This is a genomic window from Kaistia hirudinis (assembly GCF_014196455.1).
In the GTDB taxonomy this organism is placed as follows: domain Bacteria; phylum Pseudomonadota; class Alphaproteobacteria; order Rhizobiales; family Kaistiaceae; genus Kaistia; species Kaistia hirudinis.
Genome location: NZ_JACIDS010000004.1, coordinates 554,372 through 578,556, shown reverse-complemented (window position 1 = coordinate 578,556; position 24,185 = coordinate 554,372). Strand labels below are relative to the sequence as shown.

The 24,185-nt window shown below is 65.0% G+C and carries 20 protein-coding genes; 7 read left to right on the top strand and 13 right to left on the bottom strand.

Translation table 11 applies throughout. The annotated features are described in order from the left end of the window. Positions 1–47: 47 nt before the first annotated feature. Both GGR25_RS17445 and GGR25_RS17440 read right to left on the bottom strand, forming a co-directional pair. The gene (locus GGR25_RS17445) at positions 48–416 is read right to left on the bottom strand and encodes a response regulator (RefSeq protein ID WP_183400093.1); all 369 of its coding nucleotides are present in this window, start codon (positions 414–416) and stop codon (positions 48–50) included. Positions 417–454: 38 nt separating this feature from the next. Next, the gene (locus tag GGR25_RS17440; RefSeq protein WP_343068102.1) at positions 455–1,507 is read right to left on the bottom strand and encodes a sensor histidine kinase; all 1,053 of its coding nucleotides are present in this window, start codon (positions 1,505–1,507) and stop codon (positions 455–457) included. Between the two features lie 299 nt (positions 1,508–1,806). Between GGR25_RS17440 and GGR25_RS17435 the strand changes: the two genes are divergently transcribed. Beyond that, positions 1,807–2,208, top strand: coding sequence for a low affinity iron permease family protein (locus GGR25_RS17435; protein WP_183400352.1), 402 nt, complete (start codon positions 1,807–1,809; stop codon positions 2,206–2,208). 121 nt (positions 2,209–2,329) lie between these two features. Then, positions 2,330–3,142, top strand: coding sequence for a non-homologous end joining protein Ku (gene ku / locus GGR25_RS17430; RefSeq protein WP_183400091.1), 813 nt, complete (start codon positions 2,330–2,332; stop codon positions 3,140–3,142). Positions 3,143–3,157: 15 nt separating this feature from the next. Here the strand turns inward: ku (GGR25_RS17430) and ligD are convergent, their stop codons facing one another. After that, positions 3,158–5,701, bottom strand: a complete 2,544-nt coding sequence (gene ligD, locus GGR25_RS17425) for a DNA ligase D (RefSeq protein ID WP_183400090.1) — start codon at positions 5,699–5,701, stop codon at positions 3,158–3,160. A 33-nt stretch (positions 5,702–5,734) separates the two neighbouring features. After that, complete coding sequence (gene ku / locus GGR25_RS17420; protein ID WP_183400089.1) at positions 5,735–6,553, bottom strand: non-homologous end joining protein Ku; 819 nt, start codon at positions 6,551–6,553, stop codon at positions 5,735–5,737. 180 nt (positions 6,554–6,733) lie between these two features. On the opposite strand from ku (GGR25_RS17420), the gene GGR25_RS17415 reads away from it, so the two are divergent. Together GGR25_RS17415 and GGR25_RS17410 are read left to right on the top strand one after the other, a co-directional pair. Beyond that, a complete protein-coding gene (locus GGR25_RS17415; protein ID WP_183400088.1) occupies positions 6,734–8,557 on the top strand; it encodes an alpha-amylase family glycosyl hydrolase in 1,824 nt (607 codons plus the stop codon). Between the two features lie 19 nt (positions 8,558–8,576). Then, positions 8,577–9,356 (top strand): SDR family oxidoreductase, encoded by a 780-nt coding sequence (locus GGR25_RS17410; RefSeq protein WP_183400087.1) that lies wholly within the window; start codon positions 8,577–8,579, stop codon positions 9,354–9,356. Between the two features lie 150 nt (positions 9,357–9,506). Here GGR25_RS17410 and GGR25_RS17405 read toward each other — a convergent pair whose 3' ends face one another. Genes GGR25_RS17405 through GGR25_RS17395 form a run of 3 tightly spaced genes read right to left on the bottom strand, consistent with a single transcriptional unit; the run spans position 9,507 to position 14,392 of the window. Continuing rightward, positions 9,507–10,037, bottom strand: coding sequence for a GNAT family N-acetyltransferase (locus GGR25_RS17405; protein ID WP_183400086.1), 531 nt, complete (start codon positions 10,035–10,037; stop codon positions 9,507–9,509). Continuing rightward, positions 10,034–13,195: a multidrug efflux RND transporter permease subunit gene (locus GGR25_RS17400; protein WP_183400085.1), complete on the bottom strand. Its 3,162-nt coding sequence runs from the start codon at positions 13,193–13,195 to the stop codon at positions 10,034–10,036. The genes GGR25_RS17405 and GGR25_RS17400 overlap by 4 nt, the downstream gene beginning before the upstream one ends. A 12-nt stretch (positions 13,196–13,207) precedes the next feature. Beyond that, the gene (locus GGR25_RS17395) at positions 13,208–14,392 is read right to left on the bottom strand and encodes an efflux RND transporter periplasmic adaptor subunit (protein ID WP_246409889.1); all 1,185 of its coding nucleotides are present in this window, start codon (positions 14,390–14,392) and stop codon (positions 13,208–13,210) included. Between the two features lie 163 nt (positions 14,393–14,555). Between GGR25_RS17395 and GGR25_RS17390 the strand changes: the two genes are divergently transcribed. Together GGR25_RS17390 and GGR25_RS17385 are read left to right on the top strand one after the other, a co-directional pair. Beyond that, entirely contained in the window at positions 14,556–15,239 is a 684-nt protein-coding gene (locus GGR25_RS17390) for a response regulator (RefSeq protein WP_183400083.1), read from the top strand. Continuing rightward, a complete protein-coding gene (locus GGR25_RS17385) occupies positions 15,178–16,326 on the top strand; it encodes an ATP-binding protein (RefSeq protein WP_246409886.1) in 1,149 nt (382 codons plus the stop codon). Before GGR25_RS17390 ends, GGR25_RS17385 begins: the two co-directional genes overlap by 62 nt. 187 nt (positions 16,327–16,513) lie before the next feature. Here GGR25_RS17385 and GGR25_RS17380 read toward each other — a convergent pair whose 3' ends face one another. Continuing rightward, positions 16,514–17,920: a DUF1254 domain-containing protein gene (locus GGR25_RS17380; protein WP_183400082.1), complete on the bottom strand. Its 1,407-nt coding sequence runs from the start codon at positions 17,918–17,920 to the stop codon at positions 16,514–16,516. A 169-nt stretch (positions 17,921–18,089) separates the two neighbouring features. On the opposite strand from GGR25_RS17380, the gene GGR25_RS17375 reads away from it, so the two are divergent. Continuing rightward, positions 18,090–19,106 (top strand): AraC family transcriptional regulator, encoded by a 1,017-nt coding sequence (locus GGR25_RS17375; protein WP_183400081.1) that lies wholly within the window; start codon positions 18,090–18,092, stop codon positions 19,104–19,106. Between the two features lie 406 nt (positions 19,107–19,512). Here GGR25_RS17375 and GGR25_RS17370 read toward each other — a convergent pair whose 3' ends face one another. The 5 genes from GGR25_RS17370 to GGR25_RS17350 form a co-directional block, all read right to left on the bottom strand. Beyond that, positions 19,513–19,791 carry a hypothetical protein gene (locus GGR25_RS17370; protein WP_183400080.1) on the bottom strand — a complete coding sequence of 93 codons (279 nt, stop codon included), beginning with the start codon at positions 19,789–19,791 and terminating at the stop codon, positions 19,513–19,515. A 157-nt stretch (positions 19,792–19,948) separates the two neighbouring features. Further along, positions 19,949–20,293, bottom strand: a complete 345-nt coding sequence (gene cyoD / locus GGR25_RS17365; protein ID WP_183400079.1) for a cytochrome o ubiquinol oxidase subunit IV — start codon at positions 20,291–20,293, stop codon at positions 19,949–19,951. Continuing rightward, a complete protein-coding gene (locus tag GGR25_RS17360; RefSeq protein WP_183400078.1) occupies positions 20,290–20,922 on the bottom strand; it encodes a cytochrome c oxidase subunit 3 in 633 nt (210 codons plus the stop codon). The genes cyoD and GGR25_RS17360 overlap by 4 nt, the downstream gene beginning before the upstream one ends. Next, positions 20,919–23,048 (bottom strand): cbb3-type cytochrome c oxidase subunit I, encoded by a 2,130-nt coding sequence (locus GGR25_RS17355; RefSeq protein ID WP_183400077.1) that lies wholly within the window; start codon positions 23,046–23,048, stop codon positions 20,919–20,921. The genes GGR25_RS17360 and GGR25_RS17355 overlap by 4 nt, the downstream gene beginning before the upstream one ends. After that, a complete protein-coding gene (locus tag GGR25_RS17350) occupies positions 23,045–23,959 on the bottom strand; it encodes a COX aromatic rich motif-containing protein (protein ID WP_343068101.1) in 915 nt (304 codons plus the stop codon). Before GGR25_RS17350 ends, GGR25_RS17355 begins: the two co-directional genes overlap by 4 nt. Between the last annotated feature and the right edge of the window lie 226 nt (positions 23,960–24,185).

Here is a 24,185-nt window from a genome sequence, read left to right as displayed (position 1 = left end):
GCTTCCGGCATGGCCGGCCCAAGGACAGGGCGGCACCGCGCCTGCGCCTATGGCGTGAACATGCCCCGAATGGCCTCGACGATGGATTGCTCGACATAAGGCTTGGGGAAAAAACGGGCGCCCTCGGGAAGCTGGCTCTGATCAAGAATCGCCATGCCCGATGCCACGATCAGTCGCACCGGCGGCCAGCGCTCGCGAATATAGCGGGAGAGTTTGAGCCCATCCATCGTGCCGGGCATATCGACATCGGTGAAGACCAGACCGATGTCGGAGCGCGCCTCGAGAATTCGGATCGCCTCGTCGGCATCCTTGGCCTCGACGGCTTCGAAGCCCGCCGACTCGACCAGATCGACCGCCCCCATGCGTATGAGGACCTCGTCTTCCACCACGAGGACGACGCCCGCGCGCTCTGTCATGTTTGTCTCGGTCCGGTGAGGTCGGTGGTACAATTTCCCTACGCGGGAACCGACACGGGGCGCCCGATCTCGCTCGAGCAACCCGACTCAACGCAGATAGCCGTCCCTGGTTGCGTATCGACGATCCGGATCTTTGCATTGAGCTGGCCGGCGAGCGCGTCGACGATCCCGGTTCCAAGGCCGGGCTTGGGAGCATCGACGCCATCAGGAATGCCGATGCCGTTGTCACTGACCGAAAGCATCCAATCGGGACCCTCAGACCGGTAGCCGACGACGATCCTTCCCTTTCTATGACCGGGGAAGGCGTGCTTGAGCGCATTGATCACCAGTTCCGTGACGATCAGGCCGAGGCTCAACGACTCTTTCGCATCGACGAGGCTGTCGTCGACCTCCACGGCGATCGACAGCCTTCTCGGGTCGCGGATCATCGACGCGCCGAGGCTGTCGCAGAGCTGGACCAGATAGGGTGCCAGTACAACCTGGCCCAACTCGGACGCCGCGAGCTGCCGCTGGACGGCAGCAATCGACATCACACGATGATGTGCACTCTGGAGATGCCCCCTCGCCTCCTCGGACTGGACCTTGCGGGCGCTGTGCATCAGCACGCTCGCAATGATCTGGAGGCTGTTGGCGACGCGGTGCTGAACTTCCTGCAGCAGGATCGCTTTCTGTCGAACGAGGTCGTCCTTCTGGCGCGCTTCGGAGCGCGCGAGCGTGACGTCCGATATCGCCAGGAGAAGCCGGATGTGATCGGCGTCCCCATCGTCGAGCTTGTGTGCGTTCAAGACCAGGTGCCGCGTCTCGTGCCCTTCGCAGGTCAATTCGAGCTCATAGGCCTCGATCTCGGCGGCGCCCGATGCAGTCGCCCGCAGCAGCGATGTGAGCTGCGGGACGGCCCATTCACCATTCCCCAGATCGGAAATGCGCGTCCCGGGCAGGGTCTCCGGCTGCATTTGGAAGGTGCGGCAGAAAGACCTGCTGGCCGCGATGACGCGGAGATCGGAATCCAGAAACAGGAGCGGCTCATTCGAGGACGCGATCACGGCAAGCGTGCTCGCGGCTTCGACATGATCCGGCGTGGAATGCGGCACGGTGTGGCCCTCAAGGGCCGGAGGCTCGCGAAACGAAGCCATAGCTCGGCGGAGTTCGTGCCTCATCCGGAGGACAAGGCGCCATTGTCCGCACATTAGCACGGGGGGGGGGCCCCACCGCCTGACTCATTTCGCCGACGCGTCGGCGCTTGGCGCTGAGAGCGAAGCGCGCTGGGGTCCTTGGCGGCAAGAACGACTGCCAGCGGATGACCCTATGCGCTGCTCGAACGACACGCGCGGAACCAGACCCGCCCGGCGCCGTTTTCTCCAAACGGCGAAACCACGCTGCGGGCATGACCATGGACAAGGTGTTCGCACGTTTCGCGAATGCGACAGCTCACATCACGGGGACGCCCGGCGCGTTCCTCGTATGTGTGGCGCTCGTCGTCACATGGGCCGTTACCGGACCGTTCTTCGGCTTCTCCGAGACGTGGCAGCTGGTGATCAATACCGGCACGACGATCGTCACGTTCTTGATGGTGTTCCTCATCCAGAACACGCAGAACCGGGATACGGCCGCCATCCAGACCAAGCTGGACGAACTCATCAGATCGTCCGCGGCAGAAGACCAGTTCATCGGCATAGAAAAGCTGACGGATCAGGAACTCGCACGCCTCCACAGCCATTGCGAGCGATTGGCGCAACAATCGCACCAGGCATTGGAACGCGCAGCTTCGGAAAGGCTTCGTCGCCGTTCATGAGGGAGGTTCGATAGGTCGGCATGAGCAGTCGGGCAATGAGACTGGCGGTCCTGGGGCGATGCGGCGACCACGAGTGGATATCATCGCACGACAACCTCTCCGGCCGGACCATGAGGACGTGATGGCGCCAAAATCACACGCATTCTGGCGGGGCTATCTGAAGCTCTCCCTCGTCACCTGCCCCGTCGCGATGACGCCGGCAACGACGGAGAGCGAGAAGGTGCGCTTTCGAACGTTGAATGCGCGGACGGGCAACCGCGTGGTCAGCCACTATGTCGACGCCGTCAGCGGCGAGATCGTGGAAGATGACGACGAGGTCAAAGGCTATCCGAAGGGCGAGGACGACTATGTTCTGCTGGAGGATGACGAGATCGCATCCATCGCGCTCGAAAGCACCCGCACGATCGACATCGAGATGTTCGTGCCCTCCGACAGCATCACCTGGCTCTGGTATGATCGGCCGCATTACCTGACGCCGAACGATCGGGTCGGCGAGGAGGCGTTTGCCGTCATTCGCGATGCCATGGCATCGACGAAGACCGTCGCGATCTCGCGGGTGGTGCTCTATGGGCGCGAACGCGCCGTGATGCTGGAGCCGCGTGACCGCGGCATGGTCCTGTGGACGCTGCGCTATGGCGACGAGGTCCGCGACGCGGATGCCTATTTCGGCGCGCCGGACGGGAAGGATCCCGTCGACAAGGCGGCGCTCGACCTGATCGGGAAGCTCATCGACGACAAGACGAAACCATGGACTCCAGCCATGGCCGCCGATCCGGTCCAGGCGCGGCTGCTCGACCTGATCGCAGCGAAGAAGAAGAAGCGTCGCCGGACGGCCAAGCCGAAGCCGGCGCCCGTTGCGGAGCCCAGCAATGTCATCGACATCATGGAGGCGCTCCGCCGCAGCCTGGCCTCGGAAGGCAAGCGCAAGGGCTAGTTGGCGCGGCGCGCTTCAGGACCCGCCGCGTCGGCGACGCCGCGCGGGCGGCTCCAGCGGCACGGAGGCCGCATGGTAGCCCTCCCATGGATCCTCGGCCGAGGCGCCGAGGCGCGCGGGCATATTGGCGACCGTGAAATAGGCGGGACCGATACTCGCGTCGAGCTCCTCCCATCGCAGCGGCGCCGAGACGGCCGCGCCCGGCCTTGCACGCGTCGAATAGGGCGCCACCGCCGTCGCGCCGCGCTGGTTGCGCAGATAGTCGATCAGGATCTTGCCGCGACGTTTCGACTTGGTGATGGTCGCGACATAGCGATCCGGCGCATCCGCCGCCATCGCCTCGGCGATCGCCTTGGTGAACTGCTTGACCGCAGGCCAATCCGCCTTCGGTTTCAGCGGCGCGACGACATGCAATCCCTTGCCACCCGAAGTCTTGACGAAGGCCGCGAGGCCGGCCTCGGCAAGGCGCTGGCGGATCTCTAGGGCGGCGTCGATGACGGCCTGCCAGGCGACGCCTTCGCCCGGATCGAGATCCATGACGATCGTATCGGGATGCTCCCAGTCGGAGATGGTCGACCCCCAGGGGTGAATCTCGAGCACGGCCGCCTGGACGAGGCCCAGCAGACCATCGAGATCGCTGATGCTGATCATGGCGCCAGCCTGCCGATCGAGCGGGTCCTCCACGAGCTTGATCGCGCGGTTCAGACCCTTCCAGGCGTGCTTCTGGAAGAAGCGCTCGCCCTCGATCCCGTTCGGGCAGCGGAGCAGTGCCAGGGGCCGACCGACGACATAGGGCGCCATGCTCCGCCAGACCTCGGCATAATAGTCGGCAAGGCCGGCCTTGGTCACGCCCGCATCCGGCCAATACAGGCGATCGGGATGCGTCAGCGCAACCCGGCGCTTCTGCGGCGGTGGGTCGACCGATTTCGTGGTTTCGCGGATGATGTCGCGGGCCGGCTTGTCTTCGCGCAATCCCCGGAAGGAGGCGTGCCGCAGATGACCATCCGCCGTCCAGGCCCGGAATTCGATCTCCGCGACAAGCTCCGGGCGAACATAGGTGACGTTGCGGCTCTCCTCTGCCGTCAGGCTGTCCGCGAACGGGCTCGACCCAACGCGCATCGGATTGAGCCGCGCGAACAGCGCCTCGGACGCCGCGTGGCTGAAGCCCGTTCCGACACGGCCGACATGGCGAAGCTTGCCATCCTCATAAACGCCGAGCACGAGCGAGCCGATCGCCTTGCGGGAGACCGTCGAGGGGACGAACCCGCCCACGACGAACTCCTGCCGCGCGGAGCATTTCGACTTGATCCAGGCCTTGCTCCGGCCGCTGCGATAGGGCGCGTCCAGCTGCTTCGAGACGACGCCTTCGAGGCTCAGGCGGCAGGCGTGTCGCAACACCAGCGCACCGCTCTCCCCGAAATGACCGCTGAAGCGTATGACGCCACGGCCGGTGCCGATGATGCGCTCCAGCAGGGCCTTGCGCTCGATCAGCGGCAGAGCCGTGAGGTCGTAGCCGTCGAGATGCAGCAGGTCGAACGCATAATAGACGAAGCGGTTGCTGCGCCCTTCGCTGAGGTCCGACTGCAGCGCCGAGAAGTCGGAGGCGCCCGTGCCGGCTTCGACGACCAATTCGCCATCCAGAATTCCGGCCTGGATCGGCAACTGCTGAAAGCCCTTGGCCAGATCGTCGCCGAAGCGGCTGGTCCAGTCGAGATTGCCGCGGGTCAGGAGCTTCACGCTTCCTCCCTCGATCCTCGCCTGCAGGCGATAGCCATCGAATTTGATCTCGTGCAGCCAGCGCTCTCCCGATGGCGGGCTTGCCGCAAGCGTCGCCAGCATGGGCGGCACGAAGGCCGGCAGCTTGCCCTTTCGCGCGCCCTTGATCGCGGCAAGGTCGATCGCGGGGCCGGGATCGCCGCCGGCCTTCGGCTTGGCTTTGGCCTCTTTCTTCGTCTTTTTCCGAATGCGGCCGGTCTTGGAGGACCAGCCCGGCTCCTCCTTCGCGACCTCGTCGACCAGACGGCCGGTCTGCACCGATTCCGGCCGTTCGGTCAGGATGTCTTCGGCGGAATTGGGCCTTGCCTGGTCGTCGTCGCCCTTGATCAGCAGCCAGTTCTCGCGCTTCTCGCTCGGCCTTCCGCGCATGCGAACCAGATGCCAGCGGCCGCGCAGCTTTTCGCCGTCAAGATCGAAGTCCAGATGGCCCTTGGCGTATCCCGCTTCGGCATCGCCGATGGGCGTCCAACGCCCCCGATCCCAGACGATCACGGTGCCGCCGCCATATTCGCCCTTCGGGATCGTCCCTTCGAAATCGCCATATTCGAGCGGGTGATCCTCGACATGGACGGCGAGCCGCTTTTCGCCCGCAACGAGGCTCGGCCCGCGCGTGACCGCCCAGCTCTTCAGGACACCGTCCATCTCCAGGCGGAAGTCATAATGCAGACGGCGGGCATCGTGCTTCTGCACGACGAACATGCCGCCCGTGCCGGTCGCCGCACCGCCCTTGGGCTCCGGCGTCGCGGAAAAATTGCGCTTGCTGCGGTAGGTTTCGAGCGCCATGCGATCACCTCGCCGAGCCGCGGCCTTGGGGCGTTACGCCGCCGGCTTCCTTCGGGATTTCGGAGTTGAAACGGTCTTGTCGACGCCGGCGCTCTCGCGGAGCGCGGCCAGAAGATCGGCCGCCTTGTCCTGCGCCTTCGCCTTGGGCCGCCTGATCTTTCTGCCTTCGGCCTTCGCTTTGACAAGCTCGGCCAGCGCGGTTTCGTAACGGTCGTCGAATGTCGCGGGATCGAACGTGCCCGCCTTGCTCTTGATGATGTGGCTGGCGAGGTCGCGCATCTCGCCCTTGATCTTCAGGGTCGGAATATCGCTGAAGGCCTCCGCGACCGGCCGCACCTCGTAATCGAAGTTGAGCGTCGTGGCGATGAGTCCGTTGCCATAGGGCCGAATGAGGACGGTGCGAACGCGTCTGAACAGCACGGTCGATGCGATCGCGGCGACCGATTTCGTCTCCATGCCGTCGCGGATCAGCGCGAAGCTTTCGCGGGCCGTTTCGTCGCTCGGAGCCAGATAATAGGGACGGTCGAAATAGATGTCGTCTATGTCGCTGCAGCGCACGAAGGCGGAGACGTCCAGCACCTTGTCGCTCTCGGGCAGAACCGCGGAAATCTCGTCCGGACTGAGCACGACATAGTCGTCATCGCCGACCTCGTAGCCCTTCACCTGATCCTCGCGTTCGACGGGACTGCCCGTCACGCTGTCGGCGAATTGCCGCTGCAACCGGTGCCCCGTCTTGCGGTTGATCATGTGGAAGGCGATGCGGTCCGAACTGGACGTCGCGGAATAGAGCCCGACAGCGCAGGTCACTTCCGCGACCTTGAGATAGCCCTTCCAGTTCGCCCGCACTGTCACGCTCGCCTCGCTGCGATGTGGAGATGCCTCGCATCAGCCCTCCGACCACAGTGGAACGAACAGCGGGGTTGGGAAGTTCCGTCCAGAGCCATCGCCGTCTTGCGATGCGGCATCGGGACGCCGTTTGGGCCACCCGCTTGGCGGCGCGCACTCCAAAGCCGAAATCACCGGGGATCAATCATGAAGTTGGATGTGAATGACTGGGCGCCCGAGCCGCGGCCCGCGGGGATTGCGGCCTCGACGCCCTATCGGTTCGGACCGGTTCTGAGCGAAGGCGGCGCTCTGTTTCGGCTATGGGCTCCGAGCCTCGGCGCGGCGCAGTTGCTGCTGCCCGATCAGCCCCCCATACCGATGAACGTCCCCGAGGAAGAAGGCTGGTTCGAAGCTTTTGTCGAAGGTGTGAAGCCGGGTCAGCACTATCGCTTCGCTGCCGGAGATCACGCTTTTGCCGACCCCGCCTCGCGGATGCAGGCCATGGATGCCGACGGATGGAGCGTGCTTGTCGATGCCTTTCCGCCGTCCTCGCCCAACGCGCGCCGGAGCTGGCATGAGGTCGTTCTGGCCGAGATTCACGTCGGCACCGCGACCCCGGAAGGCACGTTCCGCGCTCTGGCCGAGCGGCTGCCGCATTTCGCCGAAGCCGGCTACACGGCGATCGAGCTGATGCCCATCGGCGACTTCCCGGGCAGCGTCAACTGGGGCTATGACGGCGTACTGCCCTTCGCGCCCGAGGCGAGCTACGGCACGCCCGCCGAACTCCGCAGCCTGGTCGACCGAGCCCACGAGCTCGGTCTCGCCGTGCTTCTGGACGTCGTCTACAACCATTTCGGACCGGTCGAAAACCACATCCCGCTCTATGCGGGCGTATTCTTCGACGCGCATGAGATGACGCCCTGGGGACCGGCGGTCAATCTGGCCCATCCGATGGTGCGACGATACTTCCTCGAGAATGTGCGTCTTTGGCTGAGCGACTATGATTTCGACGGGCTGCGCTTCGATGCCGTGCACGAATACCGCACTGCGGGCGCCGATACGTTCAAGCGGGAACTGGCAACCACCGCCCGAGTCATCAAGGCCGACGCCCTCCTGGTGCTCGAAAATCTGAACTACGACGCGGATCTGGTACGGCGCGGATCTGACTGCCGGCCGATGCTCTTCGATGCGCATTGGAACGACGATATCCACCACGCGCTGCATGTGCTGGCGACCGAGCAAAGCGGCGGCTACTACGGTGCCTTCGCGGCGGAGCCGATGACGCGGGCCCGGGAAGCGTTTTCCAACGGCGTCCCCGGCCGCAGCGCGGAGACAGCCGGCCAGGGCGATCCGGCGCATCTGCCGCCGGAGGCCTTCGTCTCCTTCATTCAGAACCACGACCAGATCGGCAACCAGATCGACGGGCGCCGGCTCGCTACAGAACTGGACGCGGAACGACTGGACTTCCTGCATTTCGTGATCATGTTGTCGCCGCAGATCCCGATGTTCTTCATGGGAGAGGAAGCGCATTTGCGCTCGCCGTTCCCCTTCTTCGGCGATCTCAAAGGACATCTGGCCGACGAGATCCGCGAAGGGCGGCGTCGCCAGGCACAGGATCTCTTCGGGGATGCAGCCCCCGGGATCGAGACGCCGGACCCCCTTTCCGTCGACACGATGGCGATGGCCAAGCTCGACTGGGCTGAATTCGACCGGCCCGAACGTCGCGAGGCCCTTGCGCGGTTTCGCGAACTGGCGGAGCGGCGCGCCGCGCACATCCTGCCGCTGACCACGGCGCGCTATCTCGGCTCCGAAACGATCGAGAGTGCGACGAGCCTCGCAATCCGTTGGCGCTATGCCGAAGGCGCTCTCGTGCTCGCCATGAACCCGTCACCCAACCCGGGGGCTCTCGATATGGCCGTGCTGTCGGCGTTCGCGACGACGGGCGACGTCGTCTTCACCGCGACCGGCCTCTCCTTCTCGCGATGGTCTGCGGCGGCATGGATCGAGCCTGTCGAACCGTCATCAATGTGAGCCCTTGAAGGAGAGCGCCATGGAACTGGCCGGAAAGATCGCGCTGGTCACGGGAGCCGGATCGGGCATCGGCCGAGCATCGGCGATGCGACTGGCGGAGGAAGGCGCGGATGTCGCCGTCCTCAGCCGGACGGCCGAGGAGGTCGAGCAGGTGGCCCTCGACATCAGGAAACTGGGGCGCCGCGCCATCTGGCTTGTCGCCGATGTCGCGGACGCGGACGACATGGCGGAGGCCTGCCGCCGGACGCTGGCCGAACTCGGAGCCATCGACATCGTCGTCGCCAATGCTGGGGTCAACGGCGTCTGGGCGCCAATCCACGAGCTCGAGCCCGCCGAGTGGGACAGCACCATCGCCATAAACCTCCGCGGCACGTTCCTCACGCTTCGATACGCCGTCCCCGCCATGCTCGGTCGCGGCGGATCGATCGTCATCGTCTCGTCGATCAACGGAACGCGGACTTTCACGACGGCCGGCGCTTCCGCCTATGCGACGGCCAAGGCCGGTCAGCTCGCGCTCGGCCAGATGACGGCGCTGGAGCTCGCAAAGCACCGCATCCGCGTGAACGTCATCTGTCCCGGCGCGATCGATACGGAGATCGACGCCAATACCGCGACCCGCAATCGCGAGTCCGCTGCGGTGCCCGCCGAATTCCCCTCCGGTCAGATTCCGCTCACCGGCGACCGACCGGGCACCAGCGCCGAGGTCGCGGAACTCGTGCTGTTCCTGGCGTCGGACCGCGCGCGCCATATCACCGGGACTCCGGTCTGGATAGACGGAGGTCAATCGCTGCTGGTCTGATCCCGCGATCAAGGACGACGGCCGCAGTCCGCCACAGGATTCAGCTGGCGTTGCCCGTCAGGAGACCGAGACGGCGAGAGCCGTTGACGTTCCCCTGCGGCCTAGTCCAGTCAGGCCCTGAGGTGGCTGGCTCGATCCGATGTCGGCGGGTCACATGCGCTTTTCGAAGCGAAACATGCCGCTATCGTCCGGGAGGTCCTGGCTGGGCGGATGGTTGGGATCTGGGTGGCGGGCGTGGTGGTACTCCACGATGTGGAACCCGCAGACGTTGACGTAGAAGTGGATGTTGCGCTTCTCGAAGTAGGGCGTGTGGGTCGTCCAGATTTTGGTGTCGGGATAGCGGGCCTCGATGGCAGCCCAAGCCTTGCGGCCGATGCCGCGGCCCAGTTCGTCGGCACGCACATAGAAGAGGTCGAGTGAGTTGCGCTGTGTCGCGACGTCGATCGAGACAACGGCGCCGCCGACCCACCGTCCATCCTCCAGGATGCGATGAACCACGGCGTTCGGAGCCTTGAAGGAGGCCGCGACATCCTCGTCGGGCGGGATCGGCCCATCGTCGACGGATCCAAACGTTTCCACGACGGCAATCGCGAAAGCCTCTTGAAGATCCCGACGGAAGCGAGGGAGGTCGGCGTCGCTCGCGATATCGAGGGTGATCTTGCCGGTGGGCGAGGCTGTCATGGGTGTTTTCCAGTTCCGGATTCGATGACGGGCGACGCTGAGGACCGCCCGGTCGGGCTCGCCACGACCAGGCGGCTGCCTTTACGCGCGGCAAGACGCATGACGAGTGTGAAGAACACCGGCACGAAGACGACCGCGAGGACGGTGGCCGAAATCATGCCGCCGAAAAGGCCGGTGCCGAGCGCGTTCTGGGTTTCGGAACTCGGCCCTTTCGCGATGACCAGCGGCACGATGCCGAGCGTGAAGGCGAGCGAGGTCATGACGATCGGCCGCAGCCGCAGGCGGGCCGCCTCCACGGCGGCCTCACGAAGCGGGTGCCCCTCCTTCAGCAGCTTGCGGGCGAACTCGACGATCAGCACGGCGTTCTTGGCCGACAGGCCGATCAGCGTGATCAGGCCGACCTTGAAGAACACGTCGTTCTCCAGGCCCCGCAGATGCACCGCCGCGACCGCGCCGAGAATGCCGAGCGGCACGACGAGCATGACCGAGAGCGGGATCGCCCAGCTCTCATAGAGAGCGGCGAGCACGAGGAACACGACGACGAGGGACACCACGACGAGAAGCGGCGCCTGCGCGCCCGATTGACGCTCTTGGAACGACTGGCCGGTCCATTCGACGGCGAAACCGGCGGGAAGCTTCGTGGCGATCCGGTCGATCTCGCGCATCGCCGTGCCGCTCGACACGCCGGGCGCCGCATCGCCCGAAAGGCTGAGCGAGGGATATCCGTTGTAACGGTTGAGCTGCAGCGGGCCGACGGACCATTCCGCCGTCACCACCTCGGACAGGGGAACCATGCCGCCCTTTTCGTTGCGCACATGCAGCTTCAGGACATCCTCGACCTGCATGCGGTCCTTCGCCTGCGCCTGCAGGATGACCTGCTGGAGACTGCCCGCGCGTGGGAAATCATTGACGTAGGTCGGGCTCATCGTCGCGGCGAGTAGGTCGCTGATCGAGGAGAAGGAGACGCCGAGCGCGCCCGCCTTCTGACGATCGACCCGCAGGTCGACGCCGGGCCCGTTGGGCAGTCCGTCCAAGCGCACATTTCGCAGGAGCGCGCTCTTTCCGGCCAATGCGACGAGCTTGTCCGATGCATCCCGCAGCGCCGCCGGACCGGCGCCGGCCCGGTCGACCAGCCGCAGCGCGACGCCCGACGTCGTGCCCAGTTCCTCGATGGCCGGCGGCTTCAGGACGAGGACTTCGCCTTCCGTCGCCTCCTGCATAGCCTGCTCGACCGCCGCGATTTCGGCATCGGTGCTGCCGCTCCGTGCATCGAAATCGCGCAGCGTGGTGAAGGCCATCGCCGCGTTCGGACCGGAACCGGAAAAGCCGAAGCCCATGATGGAGAGATTGTTCGCGATGTCGAGGCGGGTCGCGGCGTGGCGGTCGAAGCGCTCTACGAGCGCCCGCGTGCGCTCGGCGGTTGCGTCGGCCGGCAGCGTGAAGGAGGTCATGAACGTGCCCTGGTCCTCGTCCGGCACGAAGGCGGTCGGCAAGGTGCGGTAGCCGAGCACGAGTGCGCCGACGAGCACGCCATAAACCAGCATGACGCGCCCGGCGCGCTTCACGAGCCAACCGACGCCTGTCGTGTATCGGCCCGTCAGCCGGTCGAAGCCGCGGTTGAACCAGGCGAAGAAGCCCTTGCGCTCGTGATGGGGCGTAACCGGCTTGAGGATCGTGGCACAGAGCGCGGGCGTCAGGCTGAGGGCCAGGAAGGCCGAGAACAGGATCGAGACCGCAAGCGAGACCGTGAACTGCCGGTAGATCGCCCCCACGGAACCGCTGGCGAGGCCCATGGGCAGGAACACCGCGGTCAGGACCAGCGTGATGCCGACGACGGCGCCCGTGATCTCGCGCATGGCGCGGCGAGTGGCGGCACGCGGCGACAGGCCTTCGGTCGCCATGAGCCGCTCGACATTCTCCACCACGACGATTGCGTCGTCGACGATGATGCCGATGGCCAGGACCATGCCGAACATCGTGAGCACGTTGATCGAGTAGCCGATGGCCCACATCACGGCAAAGGTGCCGAGAAGCGCGATGGGCGCGACGATCGCCGGGATCAGAGTGTAGCGAACGTTCTGGAGGAAGAGGAGCATGATCAGGAAGACGAGGACCATCGCCTCGGCGAGCGTCTGCACCACCTTCGAGATCGAGAGTTTGACGAAGGGCGCGGTGTCATAGGACACGGCGTAGGCGACGCCGTCCGGCATGGACGGTGCGAGTTCGGCGAGACGCGCACGCACGCTTTCGGACGTCCTGACGGCATTGGCGCCGGGCGCAAGCTGGATGGCCGCCGCAGTTGCCGGCTTTCCGCCGTCGAAGATCGAGAAGCCCATGGTCTGGGCGCCGATCTCGACCTTCGCGACATCGCCCAGCGTGAGCTTCGAGCCGTCGGGATTGGAGCGCAGGACGATGGCGGAGAATTCGGCCGGCGTCCGCAATTGTCCGCTGAGGCTGAGCGGAACGCTGATCGTCTGGCCCGGAACGGCAGGCGCCTCGCCGAGACGGCCGGGCGCCACCTGAACGTTCTGCGACTGGATGGCCTGCGTGATATCGGCGACCGAAAGGGAGTAGGAAACGAGGCGGGCGGGATCGATCCACACGCGCATCGCAGCCTCCGAACCGAAGGACTGCACGCGGCCGACGCCCGGTATGCGCTTGAGTTCCGGCGCCAGGCGGCGCGCGAGATAATCCTCGAGCGCCAGGGAATCGGCCTTGCCGCCCTCCGAGCGCAGGGACACGATCATCAGGAAGCCCGATGTGGCGGCCTCGACGGAGAGGCCGGTCCGGCGGACGGGCTCGGGCAGGCGCTGCTCGACGGCTTTCAGGCGATTCTGGACATCGATCTGGGCGAGTTCCGGGTCGGTTCCGGGTTTGAACGTGACCGTGATGGAGGCATTGCCCACCGAGTCCGACGAGGACTCGAAATAGAGCACGTTCTTCACCGCCGTCAGCTCGCGCTCGATCGGCGCCGTGACGCTGGCGGTGATGGTCTGCGGCCCGGCGCCGGGATAGGTGGCGTTGATGCTGATGCTGGGCGGCGCGATGACGGGAAAGCGCGAGACGGGAAGCTGCGGGATCGCGGCGATGCCGGCGAGCACGATGAAGATCGCGATGACCCAGGCAAAGACCGGGCGATTGATGAAGAATTGCGGCACGGAGCGATCTCCTCAGATTTCCGGCCCGGACGCGGAGGGCTTGTAGGGGACGGGCTCCAGCGGCTGGCCTCCATCCGTGCGTTCCTGGCCCTCCACGACCACGGTTTCGCCGGCCCTGAGGCCAGACAGGACGACATAGTGCCGGTCGACGAGCGCTCCCAATTCGACATCGCGGCGGCTGGCCGTATTGTCGCTTCCGAGAATCGTGAGAAAGGCGCGGCCCGTCGCATCGCGGCGCACGGCCTGCTGCGGAACGCTCAGAGCGTCCGGATAGATGGCGCTGGGCACCCTGGCGCGCAGAAACATGCCGGGCAGGAGCTGTCGGTGCGGGTTCGGCACCTCCACGCGCATCGCGATGCTGCCCGTGCCTGGATCCACCGTGCTTTCGGAGAAGAGTACGTTGCCGGTGAATTCATAGGCCTTGCCGGTGATCGTGAGGATTTCGACCGGAAGGGACGGAGCATCGGCGCCGCGTTCGCTGTCGATCCGCTCCGCCAGTTCTTCCCACTGGACGGATGACTGACGGACATCGAGATAGACGGTGTCGATCTGCTGCACGACCGCGAGAGCAGCCGAGGCGCCGACGGATGCCAGGCTCCCTTCGGTGGCCAGGGCCTGGCCGATGCGTCCCCGGATCGGGCTCCGCACGGTGGCGTAGGCCACCTCGAGCTTGCGGCGGGTCAGGTTGGCTTCTGCCTCGGCGACGCTGGCGCGCGCTTGCGCCAGCGCCGCTTTGGCGTCTCCGAGCGCCGCCGCGCTCGTGGTCTGGGCCGCTGCCAGCGCCTCGACGCGTTGATGCTTGACCGTGGCATTGGCGAGATCGGCCCGTGCCCGCTCAAGCACGGCGGAGGAGGCCTCGACATCGGCCAAGAACGGTGCGGGGTCGATCTGGAACAGGGGCTGGTCGAGGGAAACCTCGGCGCCCTCCTTGAAGAGCACGGAACGTATGATGCCGTTGACCTGGGGCCGTATCTCCGCCGTCTGGCGCGCCGATACGCGGCCAGGAAGTTCGTCATAGACGACGACCCGGTGCGGCTCGATCTTCAGAACGCCGATGCGGACGGCGGCAGCCGCCGGTTCCGTCTGCGCGTTGCCGCCATCGGACTTCGCTCCGTCCGCGCCGTCCGTGCAGCCGCCGAGAACGATCGAGGTGGTGGCGAGGAGAGCGAGCGTCAGCGTTCGGAAAGGGCGCATCATCGCGATCATCCATCAAAGCGGTCTCGTCGCTCCAGGCGACGCCGCCTCTATCGATCCGCCGCGTTGGTGCCGTGTGGGGGGTGTGTTGCGATTTCATGGAGACGCGGCGCGAGCGCTCGACGCAGGGCGCACCAGATGGCATCCGTTGGAGAAGGAGAACGCCATGACAGCCCTCGTTCTGATTGCAGAAGACGACGAAGAGATTTCCGCGATCCTGGACGCCTATCTCGTGCGGGAGGGATTCCGGACCGTTCAGGCGCGCGACGGCCGTACCGCGCTGGATCTGCATCTCGCGCTGAAACCGGACCTCGTGCTTCTCGACATCTCCATGCCGCGCCTCGACGGATGGGAGACGCTCGCGGAACTGCGGCGACGCGGCAACACGCCGGCGATCATGATCACGGCGCTCGACAAGGACATAGACCGTCTCCAAGGCCTGCGCATCGGGGCGGACGATTATGTCGTGAAGCCCTTCAACCCGATCGAGGTCGTCGCCCGGGCCAAGGCCGTGCTGCGTCGTTCCGGCCTTGCCACGACGGCGGGCGTCCTGCGGGTCGGTGCACTGACGATCGATCTCGACGCCTATCAGGCAAGCCTGGGAGCCGGCGATGCGGCGCGTCAGCTCGCGCTCACGCTCACCGAGTTCCGTATCCTGGCCCATATGGCGCGAAGTCCCGCCAAGGTCTTCACACGAAGCGAGATCGTAGACGCCTGCATGCCGGGCTCAGACGCGCTCGACCGCACCGTGGACAGCCATCTCAGCAAGCTGCGCAAGAAGCTGGAGCTTGCCGGCGCGCCGGGCCTGCTGCCAGGCGTGCGTGGCGTCGGCTACCGGCTGTCGGCGTGAGATGATGGGACCGCGCACCGGATTGGGTCGGCAGATTCTCATTGCCATGTCGGCGATCACCGTGACGACCGGACTTCTGGTCTTCTTCGGAGCCTATCTCGCCTATGCGGCGATCGTCGCGTTCTATCCGATGCCGGATTCCGACAGCTCGCTGACGCTTGCCGACATTCTGATCGTCGGCGGGCTGATCACCGTAACGCTTCCGATCGCGGCGCTGATTTCCATGCGCCTCGCGCGCCGGATCCTGGAGCCTCTGGAGTCGCTCGCGGAAAGTGCGCGGCGCATCGCTGCGGGCGATCTCACCGCGCGCGCAGCGGTCCGCGACCGCCGGCTCGGCGAGACGGTCGCCCTGGTCGACGATTTCAACACGATGGCACAAAGGCTGCAGGATATGGCCGCCGACATGGCCTTGTGGAATGCTACCATCGCGCATGAGCTCCGCACGCCCCTCACCATCCTGAAGGGACGCCTACAGGGCATGATCGACGGCGTGTTCGAGCCGGATGAGAGCTCCCTTCAGGCCCTGGTCCTGCAGGTGGACGGACTGGCCCGGCTGGTGGAGGACCTGCGGACAGTGACGCTCGCCGACAGCGGGCATCTCGATCTGCACATCGAACCGATCCGCCTCGCGCACGCCATCGAGCAGATGACCGAGCTGATGGTTCATGACCTGCGCGCCGCTGGATTCCATTTGCAGCTCGATCTCGCCGACCTCACCGTCGAAGCCGACGCGACGCGGATCCGCCAGGCCATTCTTGCGCTCGTAACCAATGCGCGGCGCTACGCCGTCCGCGGTGCAATCACGATCACGCTGACTGCGCGCGACGATACGGTCGTGCTGGGCGTCGCCGACGAGGGGCCCGGATTGTCGGCCGAGATGACGCCCCGCATCTTCGATCCCTTCGTGCGCGGCGATCCAGCCCACTCGCGGGAACCAGGCGGCAACGGTCTCGGCCTCTCCGTCGTGCGCGCCATCATGGAGGCCCATGGCGGCCGCCTGCACTATCGCCCCGCACCAGGAGGCGGAGCACTGTTCGAGATGATCTTCGCGAAGGCAAGGCGTTCTTCCGCAGCACAGACGCCGTGACGGGAGCGCTGCGGGGGCCCGAGGCCCATCTCAAAGCATGCGCTGGTCTTCGTGTTCAAGGTTGGAACACAATCATACCAACAGCTTCGGCCTCGGGGAGGGAGCCAACTTGCACTTCTCCCTCCCCAAACGGGCCGATCAGTAAAGCCTGGACCGCATCTGGACCCACATTCTTTCAGGGTTCAATTCACCCCTTCTGAATGACAGGCGGCCACCAGGTTCCATCCAGCACCGATGGCGGCGTTTCTTTGGGCCAATACAGCCGGAACATCGGGATGAACGCGCCGTCGGGAGCAGGAAGCCAGTTCGATTCCTTGTCCGGGCCGGGATTGTCCTTCTGGAGGTAAAGATCGATGGAGCCGTCCGGATTGGACTTGAGCGCGTTGCGCTTGCTCAGCGTATAGCGATTGAGCGGATTGGGGATGAAGAAATAGCCGCTGTCGTACATGGTGAGCGACCAGAAGCCATCCGCCGGCGGCAGGTCGTCCTTCGATGCAAAGCGAATGACGTAGTTGTGCTTGGATGCATCGAGCGGCTGCCCATCGGCATCGGCGAGGCCGACCGGGTAGACCGCATCCTTCGGCGCATTCGCCGGGATGCCGAAGGCCGAGAGCCAGGCGCGGGCCATGTAGTCGGTGCCGTAATGGCCGACCTTCAAATTCACGAGCCAGCCTTGCTTCACCACGCCGGACTTCGCCGTATAGGCCTCGATCTTCTCCCATGCGGCCTTGGGCGCCGCTTCGACCGCTGCGGCGATCGCGGGGTCGAGCTTGGCGAGGTCGAAGTCCTTGCCCGGCACGAGGCCGATCTCGGCCATCCTGGCGACGATCGGGCCGTCTTCGGGCGCCGGCGGATTGTCCTTCATCAGCTGCGCCATCCAGCCGAAATACTGGGCGGCGTGGAGGGCGTTCACATTGTCGCGAACCGAACGCTTCATATCGACGGCTGGATCGACCTTGCCGGCGGGCGCAGCGTACGTCTTACCCCAGGCGCTCAGCGGATAGAGCTTGTACTGGTCCTGCAGCGCCCATACGGCCTTGTAGTCCTCCGGTGTTCCCGTCGAATAGGTGCGGCCGAGGATCCACATCGTCGCGGTGGGAGACTTCACTTCCTTCACGCCTTCGGGCAGCGTGCCGCTCCAGCCTGGGCCGGTGATGGCGTATGTCTGCGCATTCTGGCCGGTCGTTCGCGAGCCCGGATCGAAGACCACCGGCACCCAGGCGTCGTAGAACTCCCACACATAGTACCGGTCGCCCATGTCCGGCCAACTGATCACCCACGGTTCCTTGGAAACATCGACGAAGGCGTTGGAATAGAGCGTGTCGGCGTTCGGCGCGGTGACATCGCGGTAGGCGGCGGTGGGATATTCGCGCAAATTGGCGAACTGGCCCATCGGCGCGCGTGTGGTCGTGGGCTTCTCGACGTTGGTGATGACCTTTCGCGACATCTCCACCGAGATCAGGGAATAGCCGTAGATATAGGCGTCCTCGGCAATCGCCTTCGCCTCTTCGGGCGTGACGGCATCCGCGCTCACGATCGTTGCGCCGAACAGCCCGGCTGCAACCACAAGGCTGCCTATGTATTTCGAGATCATGAATTGGCCCTCCGCCTTCGAGCGGCTTCGAAGTTCGTTGGGCGCACCCTGTGGCAATGCAGCAATCTGGTCTACCATCTGAGCGCAATGGCCTACCCGGATTCCGCAAGGATCGAGGGGGCCGGCGCGACAGTGCCGCGACGCCACCCGACCCAACAGGAGCGGATCGATGCTGCCGCTGAACGATAGCCGGATCCTAGCTCAGGCCATCAACAAGCCGCTGGATCGGTTTCCTGTCATCCGCACCGAAAATGTCGATGAGATGAAGGCGACGATCGCCGAATATTACGGCGACGTTCGCCTCGAGGTCTCAGGCAATTCGGATTTCCGCGCGCATGGGAACCATTGCCAGCTGAGCCGCGTCGGCATCTCCTATGCAAGTTACGGCGCCGCCGTCAGCCATTTCTATCCGAGCCTGTCGCCGAGCTACGCCGTGCCTCTCGCCGCGGCGGGGGCCGGTTGGGGCAAGAGTGCCGGCCGGGCGATCGGGGTGAACCGGCGCCAGACCTTGATCGGCTCGCCCGGGATGCCCGGGGAACTGCATGTCGGCCCGGAATTCGAAGAACTCACGGTTCAGCTGGACGCCTCCGCCGTCCGGCAAGCTCTGGCCGGCCTGTTGGGTACAGAGATCGCCTCGGACCTCGGCTTCGAACCCGTCCTGAACTTGGAGGATCCGACCAATCGGCTGTGGCGACGGCTGCTGCAATTCCTGATCGACGAGGTCGAGGCCGGTGACGGCGAACTGCCTCTCGCCGCGCTCGGCGAGATCGAACAGGCGCTCATCGTCATGTTCCTGAAGGCCAACCCGCACCGCTACAGCGCACGGCTCCACGGACAGCCGGTCGCTGCGGCGCCACGGCAGGTTCGGCTGGCCGAGGAATATATCGAGGCCCACTGGGACCAGCCGATATCGGTCGAACTGCTGTCGCAGCTGAGCGGTGTCAGCGCGCGCAGCCTCTTCGATTCCTTCCGGAAAAGCCGGGGCTATTCGCCGATGGCGTTCGTCAAGCAGGTGCGCCTGCGGCACGCGCGACAGATGCTGCTGAGCCGGGATGCCGATACAACGGTCGCCAAAGTCGCGTTCCTTTGCGGATTTGGCAACCTCGGCAATTTTGCCAAGGACTTTCGCGACACGTTCGGTGAACTGCCGTCGCAGACGCTGAAGAGGGTATCGGGTGGCGGATGATCGCCGGCTCAATCCGGCAGAATCCGAACGGTGCCCTGTGAACGTCCCGAGCCCGCCATTAGCGGACGAACCGGGGTCGACGACCGGCAAGCAGCTACCCGATCTGCTCACACAGTAGAGCGATCGCACACGACGAAGTCTCGAAGACGACGGTATCCGGACATTCCAGGCGCCAGCGAAATCCGTCGGCTTTGCGTCAACAGAGGACGTAGGCGCCGGCGCGGGTCGCGCCTCGGCTCGAGGCTCTTCTATGGCCGTCGTTCCGAAGGCGTTGACGGCGAGGAGAATGTTGAAGGCGAGGATCGAGGGTAGCGCTTCCGCCTTCACCGCCCCCACCCTCCTGGTCAGGAACCGTCCGCCGCCCGGCCCCGGACACAGGACGCCGCCGGATCGGCTGATTGCGCGCTCATGGGATCGGCGCCTCCTGGCTCAGGCGGGCAAAGGTGGCGCGGATGTCATTCACCAGCACCTCAGGCCGCTCAAGCGCTGCAAAGTGGCCGCCCTCATTCTCGCCGTTGAAGTAGATCACGTCGGAATAGCGCTTTTCGGCCCATCGCTTCGAGATGCGGACGTGCTCGCCCTTTAGCATCGTGAAGCCTGTCGGCACTGTGATCGGACCCTTGGGCTGTCCGTCTGCCGATCCGCCAGCCTTGGCGAGCTCCCAGTAGAGCCGGGCGGCGGACACGCCGGTGTCGGGAACTGATCGGCTACCGGCTCCACTGCCACTATGGGCGCGAAGGCCGCCGTCTTCTCATGCGTAGCCCGGACGGACTGGGCAGCACGCAGGAGCGGGACGGTCGTCCCGCGGCGTCCCTCAGGCCGGCCTCCACTCATCGGCGCTCTCAGGGCATCATTCGGATGTGCTGGTCGTAGAGGATCCAGACGGTGCCCGATACCATGATCAGCAGGATCAACACGGTGAACAGGATCAGCATCAGGTCGTCGCGATGCGAGCGTTCGAGATCGATGTGCAGGAAGAAGCGCAGGTGCACGACGGCCTGAATGAAGGCGAGCAGCCCTAGCACGGCGAGCGCGGCGCCTCCGCTCAGCAGATCCAGCCAGACCACCGCGAAGGCGCCGGCGGTCAGCGCCAGCGCCAGGACGAGGCCGATCACATAGCTGAGCCGCTCGCGTCGTTCCTCCTCATACGCAGCCGGTAACCTGTCGGCGGGAACCCGGTTGCTCATGACGTGACCCCGAACAGGTAGACAAAGGTGAAGATGCCGATCCAGACCACGTCGAGCATGTGCCAGAACAGGGCGAGGCGCATCAGCCGCAGCTTCACCCGCTTGTCGAAGCCGAACACCGCGATCTGAATCGCCATGATCGCCATCCACACCAGTCCGGATGACACATGCAGCGCGTGCGTGCCGGTCAGGAGATAATAGGCCGACAGGAAGCCGCTCGTCTGCGGGGTCGCAGCATGCGCGGTGACCATGACGTAGTAATCGTGCAGTTCCATGCCGACGAAGGCGATGCCGAGTATGCCCGTCGCGAGGAGCCAGGCCAGCACGCTGCGCCGATTTTCTCTGTATTTCATCGCCAGCAAGGCGAAACCGAAGGCGAAGCTGGAGAGCAGCAGCAGAAGCGTTTCCAGGAATGCGGCCGTCAGATCAAAGACCTGGGCGGGGCCCGGACCTTCGGCAATGCCTTGGACGCTCATCGCGGCATAGGTCGCGAACAGCACTGCGAACAGCACCAGATCGCTCATCAGGAAGATCCAGAAGCCGAACAGGACCTCTTCGGCGGCTTCATGACCTTCGGGATCCGTGCCGGCGAGATTGATGCCGGGATGGAGGCGTTCGGAAAGGCTCATCGCGACACCCCCACAGCAGAGTCGGAAGACAGGGCGCCGGAGCCCCCCTCCAGACCTTCCGGGATGGCCCGGCCCCGATTTGCAGCTGTCATCTCCTGATCGCGCGTCACGCCAGGGGTGGCACGCACAGCGGCGAGGAAAGCCTCGTGCGCCGCCTTCACCGTCGCGGCCGGAATGGTCTCCTCGGTATCGCGCGCGAAGGATCGCGCGATGACCACGGCCCACATCAGCACGAAGGACACCACCACCAGCCACCAGATTTGCCAGACGAGACCGAACGCCCAGGCGCAGGCGAACAGGCCGATCAGCGGCGCCGTCGCGGTATTGCGCGGCACCTCGATATCCTCATAGCCCGCCGGCGAGCGATAGGCGGTGCCGGCCTTCTTGGCCTCATAGAAGGCATCCCTTGAGGACACCTCCGGCAGCACGGCAAAGTTCCAGTCCGGCGGCGGAGAGGGTATCGACCATTCGAGCGCGCGCCCGTCCCATGGATCGCCCAGCGGCGCGGCGAGTTGCGCGCGCCGGCGTACCGACACAACGATCTGCGTCACCATCAGGGCGAAGCCGGTCAGGATCAGGACAGCGCCGGCCATGGCGAGGGCGAGCCAAGGCAGGTAGGTGGGATCCGACCACATATAGGTGCGGCGCGTGGCACCCATCAGGCCAAGCCAGTAGAGGGGGAAGAAGGCCAGCAGGAAGCCCGGCGCGAAGCACCAGAAGGAGGCTCTGCCCAGGCCTTCGTGCAGCCGGAACCCGAAGGCTTTCGGGAACCAGAACTGCACCGCCGCGAACATGCCGAAAAGGACGCCGGGAATGATCATGTTGTGGAAGTGGGCGACCAGGAACAGCGTGTTGTGGACCTGGAAATCGATGCCCGGGTTCGCCAGCAGCACGCCCGTCATGCCGCCGAGAATGAAGGTGAGCAGGAAGTTGATGTGAAACAGCATCGGGGTGGTGAAGCGGATGCGCCCGCCCACCATGGTCAGAAGCCAGTCATAGACCTTCACACCGGTCGGCACGCCGATCACCATCGTGGCGATACCGAAGACCGCATTCACATTGGCGCTCTGGCCCATGGTGAAGAAGTGATGCAGCCACACCGCAAACGAGAGCACGGCAATGCACATCGTGGCGTAGACCAGCGAGGTATAGCCGTAGATGCGCTTGCTGGAGAAGGTCGCGACGATTTCGGACCAGACGCCGAAGGCCGGCAGGATGAGAATGTAAACCTCGGGATGGCCGAACAGCCAGAAGAGGTTCGCATAGTTCATCATGTTGCCGCCGTCGCCGTTCGTGAAGAAGTGAAAGCCGGCGTAGCGGTCGAGGGCGAGCATGATCGTCGCAGCGGTGAGCGGCGCCATCGCAAAGATCATCAGGATCGAGGTGCAGAGCGTCGTCCAGCAGAAAAGCGGCATGCGGAACAGCGTCATGCCGGGACAGCGCTTCTTGTAGATCGTGACAGCGAAGTTGAGGCCCGTCAGCGTCGAACCGATCGAGCCGAGCGACACCGCCCAGATCCAGTAGTCGACGCCTTCGCCGGGGCTGAACTTGATGCCGGTGAAGGGCGGATAGGCCGTCCAGCCGCCAGTGGAGAACTGGCCGATGACCAGGGAAACCATCATCAATATCGCGCCGGCGAGCGTCAGCATCAGCGAGATGGCGTTCAGCAGCGGAAAGGACACGTCGCGAGCGCCGATCTGCAACGGCATGACGTAGTTCATCAGCCCGGTGATGAAGGGCATCGCCACGAAGAAGATCATGATCGTGCCGTGGGTGCTGAACAGCTGCCCGAAATGGTCTGCGGACAGGAAACCGGGGCTGTCATAGGCAGACAGCTGCTGCGCCCTGATCAGCGCCGCCTCGATCACCGCCCGGGCGAACATGACCAGCGCGATCGCGATGTACATGATGCCGACCTTCTTGTGGTCGACGCTGGTCAGCCAGTCGCGCCATAGCGGCACCCACCAACCCTTAACCGTCAGCAGGATGAGCGCAGCGATGGCACCCAGCACCGCAATGGCGCCGGCGCCCGAGGCGATGAACTCGCTGAGCGACGGGTTCAGGATGGCCCCCGAGAAGACGATCGAGGTCCACTTGAGCTGGCCGAAGATCAGTTCCCAGTTCATTGTCCGGTCTCCGGCATGGGCATGCTGTGGTGCGGCGTTTCGCTCGTGGCGGGCGCGGCGGCGGCGCCATGCCCCATGCGTGGCGCGAAGCTGGCGATCACCTGGTCAAACAGACCCGGCTCGAAGCTGCCATAGAGGACGGGCGTATGGACCACGGAAGCCGGGAGCAGGCTCTGGTATCCGGCGGCATCGAGTGCCGTCCCCTGCGCCTTGGTGGCGTCGACCCAATCCTCGAACGCGCTCGGGCTCATCACGCGGGTGGTGAAGGACTGGGTTGCGAAGCCAAGGCCGTTATACTGCGTGTTGCGCCCCGTGAAATCGCCGCTTTGATCCGCCAGCAGATTGAGCTGCGTCTGCATGCCCCCCATGGCGTAGATCTGCCCGGCGAGGCTGGGAACGATGAAGGATTGCATCACCGTGCCGCTGGTCAGCTTCAGCGTCACGGGCCTTCCTTGCGGCAAGGCGAGCAGGTCCAGCGTCGCCACGCCCTGCTCGGGGTAGAGAAACAGGAACTTCCAATCGAGTGCGACGACTTCCACGACCAGTGGGTCGGGACCGAGCGGACGGTAGGGGTCGTTCTGTAGCGTGTGCTTCCACAGGGCCGTGCCAAGCGCGAGTACGAGCGCGACCGGGACAGCCCAGATGAGGATCTCGAGGCCCCAGTTGAACTCCCAGTCGGGCCGATAGGTGCCCTTGCCGCCGCGGCGGTAACGCAGCAGCACGATCGGCAACGCCACGAACATCGGCACGATGACGATGAGCATCAGCGCGCTGATGACGCCCAAATGCGAGATCTGTGCCGCAGCGACCGGTCCGGCGGGCTCAAGGAAGCTTCCGGCGCAGGCGATCCCTGGCCAGGCGACGCCCGGAACGGCTGCGGCAAGCAGCCGGACAATTTGCCTCGACGTCACGTGACCCTCTTCCAACCCATGCACGCCTGCCACAACACAAGCCTTGGCATGCAAAGCCCATTGCCCACAGGAATCAGCCCGTTTCCCAGACGCAGGAAAGCACGAACGTATGAAGATATCATCGTGCTGCGGGCAACGATTATGGAGAATGTGTGGCTGGGCGCTGGCTTGCAGTCCTCACCGGTGCCCAGCCGGGACGCGGGACCGACTGCTCTCGCCGGATAGC

Coding starts and splice junctions, on each gene's coding strand:
- GGR25_RS17410 (WP_183400087.1), top strand. CDS start 8,577: ATGGAACTGGCCGGAAAGATCGCGCTGGTCACGGGAGCCGGATCGGGC.
- GGR25_RS17375 (WP_183400081.1), top strand. CDS start 18,090: ATGCTGCCGCTGAACGATAGCCGGATCCTAGCTCAGGCCATCAACAAG.
- GGR25_RS17355 (WP_183400077.1), bottom strand. CDS start 23,048: ATGAACTGGGAACTGATCTTCGGCCAGCTCAAGTGGACCTCGATCGTC.
- GGR25_RS17360 (WP_183400078.1), bottom strand. CDS start 20,922: ATGAGCCTTTCCGAACGCCTCCATCCCGGCATCAATCTCGCCGGCACG.
- GGR25_RS17415 (WP_183400088.1), top strand. CDS start 6,734: ATGAAGTTGGATGTGAATGACTGGGCGCCCGAGCCGCGGCCCGCGGGG.
- GGR25_RS17390 (WP_183400083.1), top strand. CDS start 14,556: ATGACAGCCCTCGTTCTGATTGCAGAAGACGACGAAGAGATTTCCGCG.
- GGR25_RS17435 (WP_183400352.1), top strand. CDS start 1,807: ATGGACAAGGTGTTCGCACGTTTCGCGAATGCGACAGCTCACATCACG.
- GGR25_RS17405 (WP_183400086.1), bottom strand. CDS start 10,037: ATGACAGCCTCGCCCACCGGCAAGATCACCCTCGATATCGCGAGCGAC.
- GGR25_RS17445 (WP_183400093.1), bottom strand. CDS start 416: ATGACAGAGCGCGCGGGCGTCGTCCTCGTGGTGGAAGACGAGGTCCTC.
- GGR25_RS17380 (WP_183400082.1), bottom strand. CDS start 17,920: ATGATCTCGAAATACATAGGCAGCCTTGTGGTTGCAGCCGGGCTGTTC.
- cyoD (WP_183400079.1), bottom strand. CDS start 20,293: ATGAGCAACCGGGTTCCCGCCGACAGGTTACCGGCTGCGTATGAGGAG.
- ku (WP_183400091.1), top strand. CDS start 2,330: ATGGCGCCAAAATCACACGCATTCTGGCGGGGCTATCTGAAGCTCTCC.
- ligD (WP_183400090.1), bottom strand. CDS start 5,701: ATGGCGCTCGAAACCTACCGCAGCAAGCGCAATTTTTCCGCGACGCCG.
- GGR25_RS17395 (WP_246409889.1), bottom strand. CDS start 14,392: ATGATGCGCCCTTTCCGAACGCTGACGCTCGCTCTCCTCGCCACCACC.